Source organism: Streptomyces sp. NPDC046465 (assembly GCF_040646035.1).
GTDB lineage: Bacteria > Actinomycetota > Actinomycetes > Streptomycetales > Streptomycetaceae > Streptomyces.
Genome location: NZ_JBEYZK010000014.1, coordinates 224,220 through 240,955, shown reverse-complemented (window position 1 = coordinate 240,955; position 16,736 = coordinate 224,220). Strand labels below are relative to the sequence as shown.

Below are 16,736 nucleotides of genomic sequence, written 5' to 3'. Positions count from 1 at the left end.
GGTACGGGCCGTAGCTGTCGCCGCGGGAACTGTCGCCGCGGGCTGCCCGCGTACTACGTAGTGGCGGGTTCCCGGGCCGCGGCGGCCAGCGCCATCGCGTGTTCGACGACGTCGATGAGGACCTCTTTGACCGTCTCGCGGTCGCGTGCGTCGCACAGCACGACGGGCACTTCGGCGTCGAGGTCGAGCGCCTGGCGCACGGTGTCCGCGGGGTAGCGGGAGGCGCCCTCGAAGCAGTTGACGCCGACGACGAAGGGTATGGAGCGCCGCTCGAAGTAGTCGACTGCGGCGAAGCAGTCCTCCAGGCGGCGGGTGTCCGCGAGGACCACGGCGCCCAGCGCGCCGGTGGCCAGCTCGTCCCAGAGGAACCAGAAGCGGTCCTGCCCCGGCGTGCCGAAGAGGTAGAGGACCAGGTCCTCGCGCAGCGTGATGCGGCCGAAGTCCATGGCCACCGTGGTGGTGTGCTTGCCGGCGACACCGCTCGTGTCGTCGACGGGGCGGCCGGCCTCGCTGAGGGTCTCCTCCGTGCGCAGCGGCTTGATCTCGCTGACCGCGCCGACCAGCGTCGTCTTGCCGACGCCGAAGCCGCCCGCCACGAGGATCTTCAGCGTGACAGGCTCGACGGGGGCCTTGCCGCGCTCAGAACGCCTGAAGATCATCGCTCACTTCTCCTGGATCAGTGGTGTCGCGCGGGGCCGGTCCGTATCCGCCGCCGCCGGGGGTTTCGATCACGAGTACGTCGCCGGGGCCCAGGTCGGCACAGTCGCTGCCGGCGAGCTCCTCGACGGTGCCGTCAGCGCGTTCCACGCGGTTGGCGCCGAGCGCTCCGGGGGCGCCGCCCGCCATGCCGTACGGCGCGACCCTGCGGTGCTGCGACAGGGTGGAGACCGTCATCGGCTCGCGGAAGCGGATGCGGCGCACGGCGCCGTCCCCGCCGCGCTGTCTTCCGCTGCCGCCGCTGCCCTCGCGTACGGCGAACTCCTCGAGGAGGACGGGCAGCCGCCACTCCAGGACTTCGGGGTCGGTGAGCCGTGAGTTGGTCATGTGGGTCTGGACGACGGGTGCACCGTCGAAGCCGTCGCCCGCGCCGGAGCCGGAGGCCACCGTCTCGTAGTACTGGTGGTGGTCGTTGCCGAAGGTGACGTTGTTCATCGTGCCGGAGCCCTCGGCCTGGACGCCCAGGGCGGCGTAGAGCGCGCCGGTGATGGCCTGTGAGGTCTCCACGTTTCCGGCGACGACGGCCGCGGGCGGCTCGGGCGAGAGCAGCGAGCCGGGCGGCACGATGATGCGCAGGGGGCGCAGGCAGCCGTCGTTGAGGGGGATGTCGTCGGCGACGAGGGTGCGGAAGACGTACAGGACGGCGGCGTTGACCACCGCGAAGGGGGCGTTGAAGTTCGTGGCGAGCTGTGGTGACGTACCGCTGAAGTCGATGGTGGCCGAGCGTTCCTCGCGGTCCACGGTGACGCGGACGTGGATCGTGGCACCCGAGTCGGTCGGATAGGCGAACTCGCCCTCTTCGAGGACGTCGATGACGCGTCGTACGGATTCCTCGGCGTTGTCCTGGACGTGCCGCATGTAGGCCTGGACCACGTCGAGGCCGAAGTCGTCGATCATGCGGGTGACTTCGTCGACGCCCTTGCGGTTGGCGGCGATCTGGGCGCGCAGGTCGGCGAGGTTGGTGTCCGGGTTGCGCGAGGGGTAGGGGGCGTCAGTGAGCAGGGCGCGGGTCTCGGTCTCGCGGAAACGGCCCTCTTCTACAAGAAGCCAGTTGTCGAAGAGGATGCCCTCCTCCTCGATGGTGCGGCTGTCGGCGGGCATGGAGCCGGGCGCGATGCCGCCGATCTCGGCGTGGTGGCCGCGCGAGGCGACGTGGAAGAGGATGCGCTCCCCCGAAGTGCCGTGCTCCCCCGGCCTGTCGAACACCGGCGTGATGACCGTGACGTCGGGCAGGTGGGTGCCGCCGTGGTACGGGTCGTTGACGGCGTAGGTGTCCCCGGGGCGCATGGCGCTGCCGCGGCGCTCGATGACCTCCTTCACGCTGGTGCCCATCGAGCCCAGGTGGACGGGGATGTGCGGGGCGTTGGCGACGAGGTTGCCCTCGGGGTCGAAGAGCGCGCAGGAGAAGTCGAGGCGCTCCTTGATGTTCACCGACTGGGAGGTGGACTCCAGGCGGGCGCCCATCTGTTCGGCGATGGACATGAAGAGGTTGTTGAAGACTTCGAGCAGGACGGGGTCCGCGGCGGTGCTCGCGGTGGAACTCTCCGGCTCCGCGACGCGTTCCATGACCAGATGTCCGGCGTCCGTGGTGGCTGCCCGCCAGCCATCGTCCACGACGGTCGTGGAGCCGGCCTCGACGATGACCGCCGGTCCGGTGACCGTGTCGCCGGGCGGCAGTTCCGTACGGCGGTGCAGGGGTACGTCGCGCCAGGCACCGCCGGTGTGCAGGCGGACCTGGAGCGGGGTGCCGCGGGCCACCGTGCCCGCGAGGGCCGAGAGGTCGGGTGGTTCGGTGACGCCGGTGGCCTCCACGGAGAGGGCTTCGACGACGACGGGCCGGTCGAGGGCGAAGGAGTAGGTGGCGCGGTGGCGGTCCTCGAAGTCCCGGGTCATGGCGTCCGGGTCGGTGAGTTCCACGGTCAGGGCGGTGTCCGTGCCGTCGTAGCGGAGTTGGGCGCGGCGGGTGACGCGGATGCGGCCGGGCGGCACGTCCTCGGCGAGGAGTTCGTCGCGGGCGGCGCTCTCCAGGGCGTCGGCGGTCTTCAGGACGTGCGGCATCGACGACGCCGCGAGAGGTGTCTCCACGGACTGTTCGCGCATGGCCGTGGTGTCGGCGAGTCCGATGCCGAGGGCGGAGAGCACCCCGGCCATCGGTGGTACGAGGACGGTGCGGATGCCGAGCGAGTCGGCGACCATGCAGGCGTGCTGGCCGCCCGCGCCGCCGAACGTGGTGAGGGCGTAGCGCGTGACGTCGTGGCCCTTCTGGACCGAGATGCGCTTGACGGCGCCCGCGATGTTCGCCACCGCGATCCGCAGATAGCCCTCAGCGACCTGTTCGGGGGTGCGGTCGTCGCCCGTCGCCGCGCGGATCTCGTCGGCCAGGGCCGTGAAGCGGTCCCGGACGAGCTCACCGTCGAGCGGCTGGTCCCCGTCGGGGCCGAACACCCGGGGGAAGTGGTCGGGTTGTACCCGGCCCAGGGCGACGTTGGCGTCGGTGACGGTGAGGGGCCCGCCGCCGCGGTAGCTCGCCGGGCCGGGGGTCGCGCCCGCCGAGTCGGGGCCCACGCGGTAGCGGCTGCCGTCGAAGTGGAGCACGGATCCGCCGCCCGCGGCGACGGTGTGGATGTCGAGCATCGGGGCACGCAGCCGGACCCCGGCGATCTGCGTGGTGAAGACCCGCTCGTAGGCGCCCGCGTAGTGCGACACGTCCGTCGACGTGCCGCCCATGTCGAAGCCGATGACGCGGTCGAAACCGGCCAGGTGGGACATGCGGGCCATGCCCACGATGCCGCCCGCGGGGCCGGAGAGGACCGCGTCCTTGCCGCGGAACTGGCCGGCCTCGGCGAGTCCGCCGTTCGACTGCATGAACATCAGCCGCACGCCGTCCAGTTCGTCGGCGACGTGCTGGACGTAGCGGTGCAGGACCGGCGACAGATAGGCGTCGGCGACCGCGGTGTCCCCGCGCGGGACGAGCTTCATGAGCGGGCTGACCTCGCTGGAGAGCGAGACCTGCGGGAAGCCGGTACGGGCGGCGAGTTCGCCGACGGCCTGTTCGTGGGCGGGGTACAGGTGGCTGTGCACGCAGACCACCGCCACGGAGCGGATGCCGTCGTCGTACGCCTCCCGCAGCGGTCCCGCCAGGCCCTCCAGATCGGGTGCGCGCAGGACGTCGCCTTCGGCGGTGACCCGCTCGTCGACCTCGATGACCCGGTCGTAGAGGAGTTCGGGGAGGAGGATCTCGCGGGCGAAGATCTGCGGGCGGTTCTGGTAGGCGATGCGCAGGGCGTCGCGGAAGCCCCGGGTGATGATCAGGGCCGTGGGTTCGCCCTTGCGTTCCAGGAGGGCGTTGGTGGCGACGGTGGTGCCCATGCGGACGGCGTCGAGGTCCGCCGGGCCGTCGGCCCCGGCGCCGTCGAGCAGTTCGCGGATGCCCGCGACCGCCGCGTCCCGATAGCGCGCGGGGTTGTCGGAGAGGAGCTTGTGCGTGCTCAGGCCGCCGTCCGGGCGGCGCGCGACGATATCGGTGAAGGTGCCGCCCCTGTCGACCCAGAACTGCCAGCCAGTCACGTTCTCACTCCCGCTTCCGCGCTGCTCAGAGCGCCCGGAGGCCGCTGATCACGTCGCGCAGAATACTCTCGTCCGGCAGCTCGGCGGGGGGCACGGGGCGGGTCACGTGCACCAGTTCGTCCTCGACGAGGTCGCCGATGAGGACGCGGACCACACCGATGGGCAGATCGAGCTCGGCCGCCAGCTCGGCGACCGACTGGGGCGTGTCGCGGCAGAGCTCGACGATGTCGACGTGCTCCGGAGACAGCGTCTGGTCGGCCTCCGGGACTCCGGACGCCACCCATCCCTCGGTGATGACGACCGCGATCAGGTCGAGCCGGTGCTGCCCGGTGCTCGTGGTGCGGCCGCGTGTCATCGCGTACGGCCGCACCACGGGTCCCGCGTCGTCGTCGAACCAGCGGGCCGTCTCCTGCGCGCCCGCTAATTTCCGCTTGGCCTCTGTCGTTCTCTGCGTCCCTCGACCGTCGTCAGTCATGACCTCCCACTACCCCCCGGCGGGCAGATCCGTGCGCGGAGCCGTCCCCAGATGCACGCCCACCCGCTTGACCAGCAACGTCATTTCGTACGCCACCAGGCCGACGTCGGAGTCCGCGTCCGCGAGGACCGCGAGACAGCTGCCGTCGCCCGCGGCCGTGACGAAGAGGAACGCGTCGTCGAGCTCGACCACGGTCTGGCGGACCCTGCCCGCCTCGAAGTGCCGCCCGACTCCCTTGGCGAGGCTGTGGAACCCGGAGGCGACGGCCGCGAGGTGCTCGCTGTCCTCCCTGGTCAGGTTCTTCGACAGGCCGGTCGGCAGGCCGTCGCCGGAGAGCACGAGTGCCTTGCGGATGCTGGCGACGCGCTGGACCAGATCATCGAGGAGCCAGTTCAGCTCTCCCCGCCCCCCGGTTGTCGTGGTGCGTGCGTCGGCATTCGGTGCGGTCATCGACCGTCCCCCTCGGATGTCGTTCCTGGTGCTGTGCCGTTCGTGGCATCGTCGTCCGCGGCGTTCTCGTCGCGGCCGCGCTGCCAGCCCCGCTGGAGCGAGGCCATGCGGCTGCGGACCTCTTCCGCGTCACGCTCCTCCGGCCGGGTCTCGGCAGGTTTGGGGCTGCGGTCGGGTCCGGCCTTCAACTGCGGGGCGAGACTGGCCTGCCGGACTCGGCGGGGCAGTCCGCCCGGAGCGGTCGTGGGGGTGCTCCGGTCCTGCGGCGCGGCGCGGTGGCCGCGGCGAGGGGGCTCGGGCGGTGCGTCGGCGGCGGCAGTGACGTCCCGGTGCGGCGGGGACAGATCGGGCCAGGCCGGCTGTCGCGGGCGCTCAGGGAGCTCGTCCTCGGCGGCCGGGGCCAGGGGCCTGTCCGCGGGGAACCTGCCGTCCTGGGGCCTGGCGTGCGTCACCGGACGGCCGTTCGAGCGGACCAGCTTCGGGGTCCTGCGGCGCGGCAGCGGCACGGGGCCGCCGTGTGCCTCGTCGTCGGGGTCGTCGTCCAGGTGGGCGGGGCCGCCGTCAAGGCGGGTCGGCTCCGCGCGGCCCGCCTCGTGGTCGTCGCGGGCCTGCTGGTGCTGCTCGCCCGGCGTGCCCGCCACCCGGCGGCGCGGGCGGAAGAGACCGCCGCGCTCGCTGTCCTCGTCGTCGAGGGCGCCGGGGAAGCGGTCCAGGTCGGCGAGGCTGACGGGCGCCTCCAGTTCGACGGGACCGTCGAGTACGGAGGCGGGCAGCCCCGGGAGCTGCACGGGCACCTGGGCGAGGGCCGCCGTGCGGTCGGCCACCTTGTCGGGGCCCGCCACGGCGCCCTTGCTCTGCGGGCGGTCGAGCCGGTAGCCACCGGTGTCGGGCACGTCGTCGGTGAGCAGGGACTCGGGGATGAAGACGACGGCTGTCGTACCACCGTACGGAGAGGGCTGCAGCGAGACGCGGACGCGCTGGCGCTGCGCGAGCCTGCTGACCACGAACAGGCCGAGCCGGTCGGTGTCCGACAGTTCGAACTCGGGGGTCTCCGCGAGCCGCAGGTTGGCGTCCAGGAGTGCGTCGGGCGTCATGCCGAGGCCCCGGTCGTGGATCTCCAGGGTGAAGCCGTTGGCGACGTGCTCGCCGAGGACCTGCACCCCGGTGTGCGGGGGTGAGAACACCGTGGCGTTCTCCAGGAGCTCGGCCAGCAGGTGCGTGAGGTCGGCGACCGCGGGGCCGGTGACCGCGATGCGGGGCAGCCTGCGCACCTCGATGCGTTCGTAGTCCTCGACCTCGGCGACGGCGGCGCGGACGACGTCCATGAGCTGGACGGGCTTGCGCCACTGCCGCGAGGGGGCGGCTCCGGAGAGGATCACCAGGCCTTCGGCGTGCCGCCGCATGCGGGTGGTCAGGTGGTCGAGGCGGAAGAGGTCGGCGAGTTCGTCGGTGTCCTCGGTCCTGCGCTCCATGGTGTCCAGGAGGGTCAGCTGCTTGTGCAGCAGGACCTGGCTGCGGCGGGCGAGGTTGACGAAGACCTCCGAGACACCGCGGCGCAGGTCCGCCTGTTTGACGGTGGCCTCGACGGCGGCGCGCTGCAAGGTGTTCAGCGCCTGCCCGACCTGCCCGATCTCGTCCTTGCCGTACGTCAGCCGGGGCGCCTCGGTCTCCACGTCGACCTGCTCGCCGGCCGCCAGTCGGCGCAGCACGCCCGGCAGCCGGACGCCGGACGCCTCGTGGGCCTCCAGACGCAGGCGGCGCAGGTCGCGGATGAGGCTGCGTCCGATGCGTACGGAGAGGAAGAGCGAGACAAGGAGCGCGAGCAGACCGAGCACACCGGCCGCGATGACGCGCACGATCACGCCGACGGCCGCTGGTTCGACACGGTCCTGGAAGCGGTCGGTCGCCTCGATGTTCCGTTCGGAGAGCTGCTTGAGGACCCGGCCCGCCGTCTCGTCCCAGTGGCTGGAGGTCACCACATCCGGAGCCCGGGTGCCGGACTCGATGACATTGTTCTCGGCCTTGTTCAGCTGCTGGGCCTCGGCGCCGTTCCAGTAGCGCTCGTAGCGCCCGCGGTCCTCCTCGGAGAGCTGCGCGAAGTTGACCTCGAAGAGGAGGGTGCGCTGCGCGCGGAGCTCGGTGACCTGCCGGATCTCGGCCTTGGTAATCCGGCCCGCGACGAGCGCCGATCCGATCACCGCGTCCTCGCGGGAGAGCAGTTCACGCGCGCGGGTCGCGCCGACGAGCGCGCGCCCCTGCTGGTCGTACTCCATGTCGTCGAGACCGGAGTAGCCGTTGAGCGTGCTGAGCAGGTCGAAGTACGGATCGATCAGCTTGGTGTACATGTTCAGGGCGCCGGCCCTGGTGATCGTGCCCTCGGCGACGCTCCTGCGCAGCGGCTGGATGCCGTCGAAGGCCTCGACGAGCTCGTCGAGGCGTTTGCGCGAGTCTCCGCCGACAGCGTCGCGGACGTCCGGATCCTCGGCGTTGGCCCGGATCTTGGTGATCATCCTGTCGGTCGCGAGACGGCTGCGGCGCAACCCGGACAGGGCGTCCGAGGCCCGCGGGTCGGCGAGATAGACGAGAGTCTGGCGGCGCTCCTGCTGGATGACGCGCGCTGTGTCCTCTACCGGGAAGGCGAGCTTGTCGACCACGTTCACCGTGTCGATCAGGCTCAGTGCCTGGCGCCCCGTGATGACGGTGGCGAACCCCCAGATAGCGGTCAGGGAGAGCAGCGGCACGAGCAGCAGCGCCACGATCTTCCGGCGGATGGACTTCCCGCGAAAGCGCATGGCCTCCCCCTGATCGGCCCCCTGCGGCCGTTGCACGGGCCAGGGGCACACATGTGCGTCAACAAACGGCGCGAGCCTACTACTGACTCACGGGCAACTCGAAGGCGCATCCGAACGCTTTTCAGCCGTGACGTGAAAGAGGCGTCCCCAGTTGTCCCTCCATTACGGGAGATTGCGCCCCAGCATGTGGCACCTGTCGCCCGACTCCATCCGCCTTTCCACGCAGGCCAGTTGGCCGGATTTCTTCGCTCCGTGGAAGCGGAGCGGGAATCTTTCGGATCTCTCGTTCGTCCAAGAGGAAGAGAGTCGCGGCTTCAGGGGCACATCGGCGGACAGCCGACATATAGCGCAGTAAAACGGGCAGCCACTGGTGAGTTGGGTCCGGTGGACGGCCAGAGGATGTGTCCCGAGCGTGTTCCATGAACGGCCGCGAAGCAGTGGGGGGAGTGACGAGATGATGAGCACGGTGGAGCGCCACAGGGCGTCGGGGAGCGGGGCCGCGGTCGGCGGCAGGGATGAGGCGGCGGCGCGGAGTCCGGGGCCACGGAGTCCGGCTGCGCAGAACCCGGTTCAGCGGAATCCGGCTCAGCAGGATCCCGTACGGCGGCGCCCGGTTCCCCGGTGGGCGATTCCGGAGCATCCGGAACCGCCAGAGCAGGAGCACGAGCAGGGGCAGGAGTTCGAACAGGCAGTGCAGCGACCGCCGTTGTGGGTCGAGGAGCCCGCCCGTAGGAGGCGGCTGCCCGATCCGGTACGGACAGCCGCGGTGCGGGCCGTGATCATAGTGGCGGTCACCCTCGTACAGGCGATGATCGCCGTCCTGGCCGCCCTCGCCGGGTCCTGGCTTTCCTTCCCCATGGTTCTGAGCAGCGTGGCCAGCACGGTCGTGGCGACCTGGGGCGTGCTCGACGTATGGGTGACCCGTCAGGTGTGGAACCAGCGGCACGGCGTGGTGTCCGTGCCGAGCAGCACGGCGCGGCGGCTGCGGCGCGAGCGGCGCCGGGCTCGCCGTCAGTCCGGAGCCGCGGCGCGCGGCAAGGAGCGCATACAAGGACGCGGCGGGTCGGGGCAGTTGTCGCACCCCTGAGGGGATGACGGGGTCTTCGGCTGCCGAAGGGGGCGGCGGGGTCTTCGACCGCCCTCAGACCCCCGCGGGCTCCGTCACGCGTCCCGTCGGCTCCGGCAGCCGGGCGGCAGCGAGTTCCCTTCGTATCTTCATGAAGGGCCGGGCCCGGTCGACCGCGAGGGCCGCCGTGATCCGGCCGCCGCGCTCGTACACGGCGAGGAAGCCACCCTCCTCCAGGACGTCAGGCGAGCCCTCGACGACGCGTACGGTGTCGCCTTCGCCGCGCCGCCCCGCGAACTGCACGCGCGAGCCGTGCTGGTCCGACCAGAAGTACGGCAGGGGGCGCACCGACTCCACCGTGCGTCCGGCGAGCAGGTTCGCCACGGCGACACGGGGCTGCTCCGTGGCGCTCGTCCAGTGTTCGGCGCGGGTCCCGCCCACCCGGGCCACGTCCCCCACCGCGACGACCTGCGGCAGCGTGGTGACACAGCCGTCGTCGCACAGGACACCGGCGTCCACGGCGAGCGGCGAGCCCGCGAGCCAGCCGGTGTCGGGTGCCGCCCCGATGCCGACGACGACCACATCGGCGGGCAGCAGCCGGCCGTCGGACAGCTCCACGGCGGTGACGGCGCTTCCGGTGCCTCCGGTGTCTCCGGTGCCTCCGTTGCTTCCCGTGCTTCGCAGTCCCGTCACGCCCACACCCGAAAGGAGCCGTACACCGCCGCGGGCGTGGAGCCGCGCGCACACCGATGCCATCTCCGGCCCGAGTTGGGCCGCGAGCGGCAGCGGCGCGGCTTCGACGACCGTGACCTCGTGGCCGAGGACCACGCACGAGGACGCCGTCTCGGCCCCGATGAAGCCGCCGCCGATCACCACGACGCGCCGCGGTCCACGGGTCAGCTCCGCCCGCAGGGCACGGGCGTCGTCCAGGGTGCGCAGAGTGTGGACACCCGCGAGCGGGGGCCCGGGGAGTCGGCGCGCGCGGGCGCCGGTGGCGATGACGACCCCGTCGCCCGCCAGGGTGCGGCCGTCGTCCAGGACGACCGTGCGGCCGGGCGCGTCGAGGGCGCGCGCACGGGTGCCGAGCATCCACTCGGCGTCGAGTTCCGCCGTCTCCTCTTCGTCACAGAGGTCGAGTTGCCGCTCGTCCCCGCCGCCGGTGAGGAAGTCCTTGGACAGGGGCGGCCGGTCGTACGGGCGGTGCTGTTCCGCGCCGACGACGGTGAGGCGGCCGTCGAACCCCTGGGCGCGCAGTTCCCGCGCCGCGTACAGTCCGGCGAGCGAGGCGCCCACCACGATGACGGTCCTCATGCCGCGGATCCCTTCTCGGCGGCTCCCGCGCCGGTGACGCGGCCGAGGTCGGTGGCGAGGTCGGTGGCGAGGCGGACCTGGACGATGCCGTCCTCGACGTACACCTGGTGGGTGCGTACGGGACGGCGCGCGGGCAGGCAGGTGGGCCTGCCGGTCCGAAGATCGAATGACGCTGCGTGCAGCGGGCATTCGACCAGGCAGCCCTCAAGCCACCCCTCCGACAGGGAGGCGTTCTGGTGGCTGCACGTGTCGTCGATGGCGAAGAGCTCGCCGTCGGCGTTGAACACCGCGACGGGCGGCGTGGTGTCGAGGCGGACGGACTCGCCCGCGGGGAGGTCTTCAAGGCGGCATACGGGGATCATGGGCCCCCCTCTGGTGTCATTCGGCCCGGTCCCGGCCCCTCTGGGGGCCAAGACCCTTCGGTAACATGATGTTTCGCATGGCGCACGAGGGAGCGCTATGCGCAACAGAATCCGGGTGGGGTGCCCATCGCGTCAAGGGCTTCCCGAAGACGCGGCTTCAACAGGCCGCCAGGTGGTGAGAGTTCAGATATGACGGGCGAGCGGAAACAGGCTGATCAGGACAGGGCGCCGGGCGGGAAACCGCAGGAGAGGCAGCCGAAGGGGGCGGCCGGATCCGTCCAGTCCGTGGACCGCGCGGTGAGCGTTCTGGAGATCCTCGCGCGGCACGGGGAGGCCGGAGTCACCGAGATCGCCGACGAGTTGGGCGTCCACAAGTCGACGGCCTTCCGGCTCCTCGGGGTGCTGGAGAACCGCGGCCTGGTCGGTCAGGCGAAGGACCGCGGGAAGTACTTCCTCGGTGCGGGTGTACTCCGCCTCGCGGGGGCGGCGGCAGTGCGCATGGACATCTCCCAGGAGGGCGGCCCGGTCTGCCGTGAACTCGCGGACGAGCTGGGCGAGACGGTCAACATCGCGGTCCTTGACGACGACGCCGCGGTCAACATCATGCAGGCCCGCGGACCCGCCTCGGTGACCGCGCAGAACTGGCTGGGCCGGCGCACCCCGCTGCACGCGACGTCCAGCGGAAAGGTGCTGCTCGCGCACCTTCCGACGACGCTGCGCGAGGGCCTGATGGCCCGCACACTGCCGCGCCTGACCGACCGCACGGTGACCGGCACGGCGGCGCTGCGCGCCGACCTCGAGACAGTGGTCGAGCAGGGTTTCGCCGTCGCCGTCGAGGAGTTGGAGGTGGGCCTCGCCGCCGTGGCCGCGCCGGTGCGCGCGCACGACGGCAAGGTGATCGGGGCGCTCAGCGCGTCGGGGCCGGTCTACCGGGTGACCGAGGAGCGGCTCACCGAGCTCGCCAAGCGCACCGTCGCGGCGGCCGTCGAGCTCTCCCGCCGGATGGGATACGGCTTCTGAGGGCGCACGGCCTTTGAGGGGGCGCGGCTTATGAGAATCGGCTCGCCGCCGCAGCGTACGGACGTCTGAGGGCGGGGCCGGGAAGTTCCGGCCCCGCCCTCCTGTGCGCCGCCCGCTCCCCCGGTGCTCCCACGGAATCGCGAAGGCTTGACTCCACCCTCTTGACGGCCTCTTGATGGCATTCCCAGTATGTCTCCCATAGCGCAACCGAACGTGCAGTACGCAACAACGCCGTCACGCCGTGCGCAACAGCAGAGGAGTCTGGCCGTGCCCCACGAGGTCCGTGCCGTCGTCGCCCCCAAGAAGGACGCACCCGTCGAGATGCAGACGATCGTCGTGCCAGATCCCGGCCCCGGAGAGGTACTCGTCTCCGTACAGGCCTGCGGGGTCTGCCACACGGATCTGCACTACCGGGAGGGCGCGATCAACGACGACTTCCCGTTCCTGCTCGGCCATGAAGCGGCCGGCACCGTCGAGGCGGTCGGCGCCGACGTCGACGGCCTCGTCCCCGGCGACTGCGTCGTGATCGCCTGGCGCGCGCCCTGCGGAGCCTGCCGCTCCTGTCTGCGCGGCCGCCCCTGGTACTGCTTCGACTCGCGCAACGCCGCGCGGCCCATGACGCTCCTGGACGGCACACCGCTGAGCCCCGCCCTCGGCATCGGCGCCTTCGCCGAGAAGACGCTGGTCGCCGCGGGACAGGCCGTGAAGGTCGACCCGGCGGCCCGCCCCGAGGCCGTGGCGCTGATCGGCTGCGGGGTGATGGCGGGGTACGGGGCAGCGGTGCACACCGGCGGAGTGGGCCGCGGCGACACCGTCGCCGTCATCGGCTGCGGCGGCGTCGGGAACGCCGCGATCGCCGGCGCTTCCCTGGCCGGGGCCCGCCGGGTCATCGCCGTCGACATCGACGACGCGAAGCTGGACGGGGCGACGCGCTTCGGCGCGACGCACACCGTCAACTCCCGCGGCACGGACCCCGTCGAGGCGGTCCGGGAACTGACCGGCGGGCACGGCGTCGACGTCGCGATCGACGCGGTCGGCACCCCGTCCACGTACCAACAGGCCTTCTACATGCGTGATCACGCGGGCGTACTCGTCCAGGTCGGGGTGCCCGACCCCGAGATGCGGATCGATCTGCCGCTGATCGACCTCTTCTCGCGCGGCGGCGCCCTCAAGGCGTCCTGGTACGGGGACTGTCTGCCCACCCGGGACTTCCCGATCCTCGTCGACCAGTACCTCAGCCGCCGCCTGGACCTCGGCGGATTCGTCTCCGAGACCATCACGCTCGACGGGGTGGAGGAGGCGTTCGCGAGGATGCGGCGGGGCGAAGTGCTGCGATCGGTGGTGGTCCTGTGAACCCCGACCGGGCCGGAGGGCCCCGCGTGGTCGTCATCGGCGCGGGCATCGTCGGCTGCTCGCTCGCCGACGAACTGACCGCCCGCGGCTGGACCGACGTCACCGTCCTCGACCAGGGCCCGCTGCCCGCGCCGGGCGGCTCCACCTCGCACGCGCCCGGCCTGGTCTTCCGGACGGGCCCCTCCAAAACCCTGACCGCGTTCGCCGCGTACACCGTGGAGAAGTTCAGCGCCCTTGAGGTGGGCGGCCTCCCCTGCTTCGATCCGGTCGGCGGCCTTGAGCTGGCCACCACGCCGGAGCGCTGGGCCGACCTGCACCGCAAGGCGGGCTTCGCCGCGTCCTGGGGCGTCCACGCCGAGCTCGTCGGACCCGCGCGCTGCAAGGAGCTGTGGCCGCTCGTCGACGAGAGCCGGCTGTACGGAGGGCTGTACACGCCCGAGGACGGCCTCGCCCGTGCCGTGCCCGCCTGCCGGGCGCAGTGGGAGCGGGCACGCGCGCGTGGGGCACGTTTTCTCGACCGGCACACCGTGACGGGCATCGAAAAGGAGGGCGGCCGCGTCACCGCCGTCGTCACCGACCGCGGCACGTTCCCCGCCGACCACGTCGTCTCCGCGGCCGGGTTCTGGGGGCCGGTGATCGGCCGGATGGCGGGTGTCGACATTCCCCTGCTGCCGCTCGCCCACCAGTACGTGAAGACGGCGCCCCTGCCCGAGCTCGCCGGTCCCGGCGGCCCGCGTCCGGAGGCCTCCCTGCCGATCCTCCGCCACCAGGACCGCGACCTGTACTTCCGTGAGCACCACGACCGCATCGGCATCGGCTCCTACGCCCATCGCCCGCTGCCCGTCGACCCGTTCACCGTCCCCGCGTACGACGACGCCGAGGTCATGCCGTCCTCGTACCCGTTCACCGAGGAGGACTTCGCGCCGAGCTGGGAGGACTGCCGAAAGCTCCTCCCGGCGCTGGCGGGAGCGGAGCTCGCGGAGGGCTTCAACGGCGTCTTCTCCTTCACGCCCGACGGCATGCCGGTGCTCGGCGAGTCCCGTGCGCTGCGTGGCTTCTGGCTGGCCGAGGCCGTCTGGGTCACGCACTCCGCGGGGGTCGCCAAGGCGGTCGCCGAGTGGATGGTCGACGGACGGCCCTCGCTCGACCTGCACGAGTGCGAGCTGACGCGCTTCGAGGACGCGCAGCGCTCCCCCGCGTACGTGGCCGAACGCGGGGCGCAGCAGTTCGTCGAGGTCTACGACGTCATCCACCCGCTCCAGCCGATGGACCGGCCGCGCCCCCTACGGGTCAGCCCTTTCCATGCCCGACAGGAGGATCTTGGCGCCGTCTTCCTGGAGGGCGGCGGCTGGGAGCGCCCGCACTGGTACGCGGCCAACGCGCCGCTGGCCGAGGGCGTCGAGGTGCCCGGTCGCGATGCCTGGTCGGCCCGCCACTGGTCACCCGTCGCGGCGGCCGAGGCACGCGCCACCCGCGAGCGGGTCGCCCTCTACGACATGACGCCGCTGCGCCGTCTGGAGGTCACGGGCCCCGGCTCCCTCGCCTTCCTCCAGCGCATGACCTCCAACAACCTCGCCAAGAAGCCGGGTGCCGTCACGTACACGCTGCTCCTGGACGAGGCGGGCGGCATCCGTTCCGACCTGACGGTGGCCCGGCTCGCCCCGGACCGCTTCCAGGTGGGCGCCAACTCCCCCGCCGACCTCGACTGGCTGCTCCGCCACGCCCCCGACACCGTCCACATCAGGGACATCACCTCCGGGACCTGCTGCGTCGGCGTATGGGGCCCGCTGGCCCGCGCGCTCGTCCAGCCGCTCACCCGTGACGACTTCTCGCACGAGGGGTTCGGCTACTTCCGGGCGAAGGAGACGTACATCGGGCACGTCCCGGTGACCGCCCTGCGTCTGTCGTACGTCGGTGAGCTGGGCTGGGAGCTGTACACCACCGCCGACCTGGGGCTCCGTCTCTGGGACACGCTGTGGGAGGCGGGCCGTGCGCACGGCGTGATCGCGGCGGGGCGCTCCGCCTTCAACAGCCTGCGGCTGGAGAAGGGGTACCGCGCGTGGGGTCACGACATGACCACCGAACACAACCCCTACGAGGCAGGCGTCGGCTTCGCGGTCCGCATGAACAAGGGTGACTTCGTGGGGCGTCCGGCTCTCGAAGGGCTCGGGGAGCCGACGCGCAAGCTCACCGCTCTGCTCCTCGACGATCCCGCCGCCGTCGTCCTCGGCAAGGAACCCGTGTACGTCGACGGCGCCCCTGCCGGGTACGTCACCAGCGCCTCGTACGGGTACACCCTGGGCCGCTGCGTCGCGTACGCCTGGCTGCCGCCCCTGGCGGCGGGCGTCGGCGTGCACGTCGAGTACTTCGGCGAGAAGGTGCCCGCGACGGTCACCGAAGAGCCCTTGTTCGACCCGGAGATGACCCGCATCCGCCGCTAGCCGCCAGGAGGCACAGGTGTCCCCCACCTACGACGTGATCGTGATCGGCCTCGGCGGCATGGGCAGTGCCGCCGCCCACCACCTGTCCGCGCGCGGCGCCCGCGTCCTCGGCCTGGAGAAGTTCGGCCCGGTGCACAACCGTGGCTCCAGCCACGGCGGTTCCCGCATCACCCGGCAGTCCTACTTCGAAGACCCCGCGTACGTACCGCTGCTGTTGCGCGCCTACGAGCTCTACGACCGCCTCGAACGCGACACGGGCCGCGCCGTCGCGACCCTGTGCGGCGGGGTGATGCTGGGCCGGCCGGAGAGCCGCGCCGTCTCCGGTGCGCGGCTCTCCGCCGAGCAGTGGGGCCTGCCGCACGAGATGCTCGACGCGAAGGAGATACGGCGCCGCTTCCCCACCCTCGCCCCGCGGGACGACGAGGTGGCGCTGTACGAGGCGCGGGCGGGTCTGGTCCGTCCCGAGAACACCGTGGCCGCGCATGTGCAGCTGGCCACGCGGCAGGGGGCCGACCTGCACTTCGAGGAGCCGATGACGCGCTGGGAACCGTACCGGGACGGGGTGCGCGTGCACACCGCCGAGAACACGTACACCGCGGGTCAGTTGGTGATCTGTCCGGGCGCGTGGGCCCCCGGGCTGCTCACCGACCTGGGGGTGCCGTTCACCATTGAGCGGCAGGTCATGTACTGGTTCTTGCCGACCGGCGGCGAGCGCCCCTTCACCGCGGAGAACCACCCGGTCTACATCTGGGAGGACGCGGAGGGCGTCCAGGTGTACGGCTTCCCGGCCATCGACGGGCCCGGCCTCGGCGCGAAGGTCGCCTTCTTCCGCAAGGGCACGCCCTGCACTCCGGAAACCATCGAGCGGACCGTCCACGACGACGAGGTCGCCGCCATGGCCGAGCAGGTGGGGCGGCTGATCCCGGACCTGCCCGGCCGCTTCCTCAAGGCCGCCACCTGCATGTACACCAACAGCCCCGACGAGCACTTCGTCGTCACCCGCCATCCGGCGCACCCCGGATCGGTCACCGTCGCGGCCGGGTTCTCCGGGCACGGCTTCAAGTTCGTGCCGGTGGTCGGGGAGATCCTCGCCGACCTGGCGCTCGACGGCGTCACCGGGCATCCCATCGACCTCTTCGACCCCAGCCGCCTCACCGCCGCGCCCGCCTGAGCGTACGAGAC

At 71.9% G+C, this 16,736-nt stretch carries 12 protein-coding genes; 5 read left to right on the top strand and 7 right to left on the bottom strand.

All coding sequences use genetic code 11. The features are described from left to right. Window positions 1-53 precede the first annotated feature (53 nt). From ABZ953_RS23250 to ABZ953_RS23230, 5 genes are read right to left on the bottom strand one after another with little or no spacing between them, the layout of a single operon-like run. Window positions 54-659 carry an ATP/GTP-binding protein gene (locus tag ABZ953_RS23250; protein WP_361726881.1) on the bottom strand — a complete coding sequence of 202 codons (606 nt, stop codon included), beginning with the start codon at window positions 657-659 and terminating at the stop codon, window positions 54-56. Beyond that, a complete protein-coding gene (locus tag ABZ953_RS23245) occupies window positions 640-4,284 on the bottom strand; it encodes a hydantoinase B/oxoprolinase family protein (protein WP_361726879.1) in 3,645 nt (1,214 codons plus the stop codon). Before ABZ953_RS23245 ends, ABZ953_RS23250 begins: the two co-directional genes overlap by 20 nt. 25 nt (window positions 4,285-4,309) lie before the next feature. Continuing rightward, complete coding sequence (locus tag ABZ953_RS23240) at window positions 4,310-4,759, bottom strand: DUF742 domain-containing protein (protein WP_361726877.1); 450 nt, start codon at window positions 4,757-4,759, stop codon at window positions 4,310-4,312. 9 nt (window positions 4,760-4,768) lie between these two features. Next, window positions 4,769-5,209, bottom strand: coding sequence for a roadblock/LC7 domain-containing protein (locus ABZ953_RS23235; RefSeq protein ID WP_361726875.1), 441 nt, complete (start codon window positions 5,207-5,209; stop codon window positions 4,769-4,771). Then, window positions 5,206-8,001 carry a nitrate- and nitrite sensing domain-containing protein gene (locus ABZ953_RS23230; protein WP_361726873.1) on the bottom strand — a complete coding sequence of 932 codons (2,796 nt, stop codon included), beginning with the start codon at window positions 7,999-8,001 and terminating at the stop codon, window positions 5,206-5,208. Before ABZ953_RS23230 ends, ABZ953_RS23235 begins: the two co-directional genes overlap by 4 nt. Before the next feature lie 457 nt (window positions 8,002-8,458). Here ABZ953_RS23230 and ABZ953_RS23225 point away from each other — a divergent pair, with 457 nt between their 5' ends. Beyond that, window positions 8,459-9,088, top strand: a complete 630-nt coding sequence (locus tag ABZ953_RS23225; protein ID WP_361726928.1) for a hypothetical protein — start codon at window positions 8,459-8,461, stop codon at window positions 9,086-9,088. Between the two features lie 54 nt (window positions 9,089-9,142). On the opposite strand, the gene ABZ953_RS23220 is transcribed toward ABZ953_RS23225, so the two are convergent. Together ABZ953_RS23220 and ABZ953_RS23215 are read right to left on the bottom strand one after the other, a co-directional pair. Further along, window positions 9,143-10,378: an FAD-dependent oxidoreductase gene (locus tag ABZ953_RS23220; protein ID WP_361726871.1), complete on the bottom strand. Its 1,236-nt coding sequence runs from the start codon at window positions 10,376-10,378 to the stop codon at window positions 9,143-9,145. Further along, complete coding sequence (locus ABZ953_RS23215; protein WP_361726869.1) at window positions 10,375-10,740, bottom strand: bifunctional 3-phenylpropionate/cinnamic acid dioxygenase ferredoxin subunit; 366 nt, start codon at window positions 10,738-10,740, stop codon at window positions 10,375-10,377. Before ABZ953_RS23215 ends, ABZ953_RS23220 begins: the two co-directional genes overlap by 4 nt. A 189-nt stretch (window positions 10,741-10,929) precedes the next feature. On the opposite strand from ABZ953_RS23215, the gene ABZ953_RS23210 reads away from it, so the two are divergent. From ABZ953_RS23210 to solA, 4 genes are all read left to right on the top strand, one after another. Then, complete coding sequence (locus ABZ953_RS23210; protein ID WP_361726867.1) at window positions 10,930-11,760, top strand: IclR family transcriptional regulator; 831 nt, start codon at window positions 10,930-10,932, stop codon at window positions 11,758-11,760. Window positions 11,761-12,027: 267 nt separating this feature from the next. Beyond that, window positions 12,028-13,113 (top strand): S-(hydroxymethyl)mycothiol dehydrogenase, encoded by a 1,086-nt coding sequence (locus tag ABZ953_RS23205; RefSeq protein WP_361726865.1) that lies wholly within the window; start codon window positions 12,028-12,030, stop codon window positions 13,111-13,113. Then, window positions 13,110-15,554 (top strand): FAD-dependent oxidoreductase, encoded by a 2,445-nt coding sequence (locus ABZ953_RS23200; RefSeq protein WP_361726863.1) that lies wholly within the window; start codon window positions 13,110-13,112, stop codon window positions 15,552-15,554. Before ABZ953_RS23205 ends, ABZ953_RS23200 begins: the two co-directional genes overlap by 4 nt. A gap of 16 nt (window positions 15,555-15,570) precedes the next feature. After that, window positions 15,571-16,725 carry an N-methyl-L-tryptophan oxidase gene (gene solA / locus ABZ953_RS23195; protein WP_361726861.1) on the top strand — a complete coding sequence of 385 codons (1,155 nt, stop codon included), beginning with the start codon at window positions 15,571-15,573 and terminating at the stop codon, window positions 16,723-16,725. Window positions 16,726-16,736: the final 11 nt, after the last annotated feature.

Excerpts from the sequence above, each read along its gene's own strand:
- ABZ953_RS23250 (WP_361726881.1), bottom strand. The coding sequence starts at position 659 with ATGATCTTCAGGCGTTCTGAGCGCGGCAAGGCCCCCGTCGAGCCTGTC.
- ABZ953_RS23240 (WP_361726877.1), bottom strand. The coding sequence starts at position 4,759 with ATGACTGACGACGGTCGAGGGACGCAGAGAACGACAGAGGCCAAGCGG.
- ABZ953_RS23235 (WP_361726875.1), bottom strand. The coding sequence starts at position 5,209 with ATGACCGCACCGAATGCCGACGCACGCACCACGACAACCGGGGGGCGG.
- ABZ953_RS23230 (WP_361726873.1), bottom strand. The coding sequence starts at position 8,001 with ATGCGCTTTCGCGGGAAGTCCATCCGCCGGAAGATCGTGGCGCTGCTG.
- ABZ953_RS23225 (WP_361726928.1), top strand. The coding sequence starts at position 8,459 with ATGAGCACGGTGGAGCGCCACAGGGCGTCGGGGAGCGGGGCCGCGGTC.
- ABZ953_RS23220 (WP_361726871.1), bottom strand. The coding sequence starts at position 10,378 with ATGAGGACCGTCATCGTGGTGGGCGCCTCGCTCGCCGGACTGTACGCG.
- ABZ953_RS23215 (WP_361726869.1), bottom strand. The coding sequence starts at position 10,740 with ATGATCCCCGTATGCCGCCTTGAAGACCTCCCCGCGGGCGAGTCCGTC.
- ABZ953_RS23210 (WP_361726867.1), top strand. The coding sequence starts at position 10,930 with ATGACGGGCGAGCGGAAACAGGCTGATCAGGACAGGGCGCCGGGCGGG.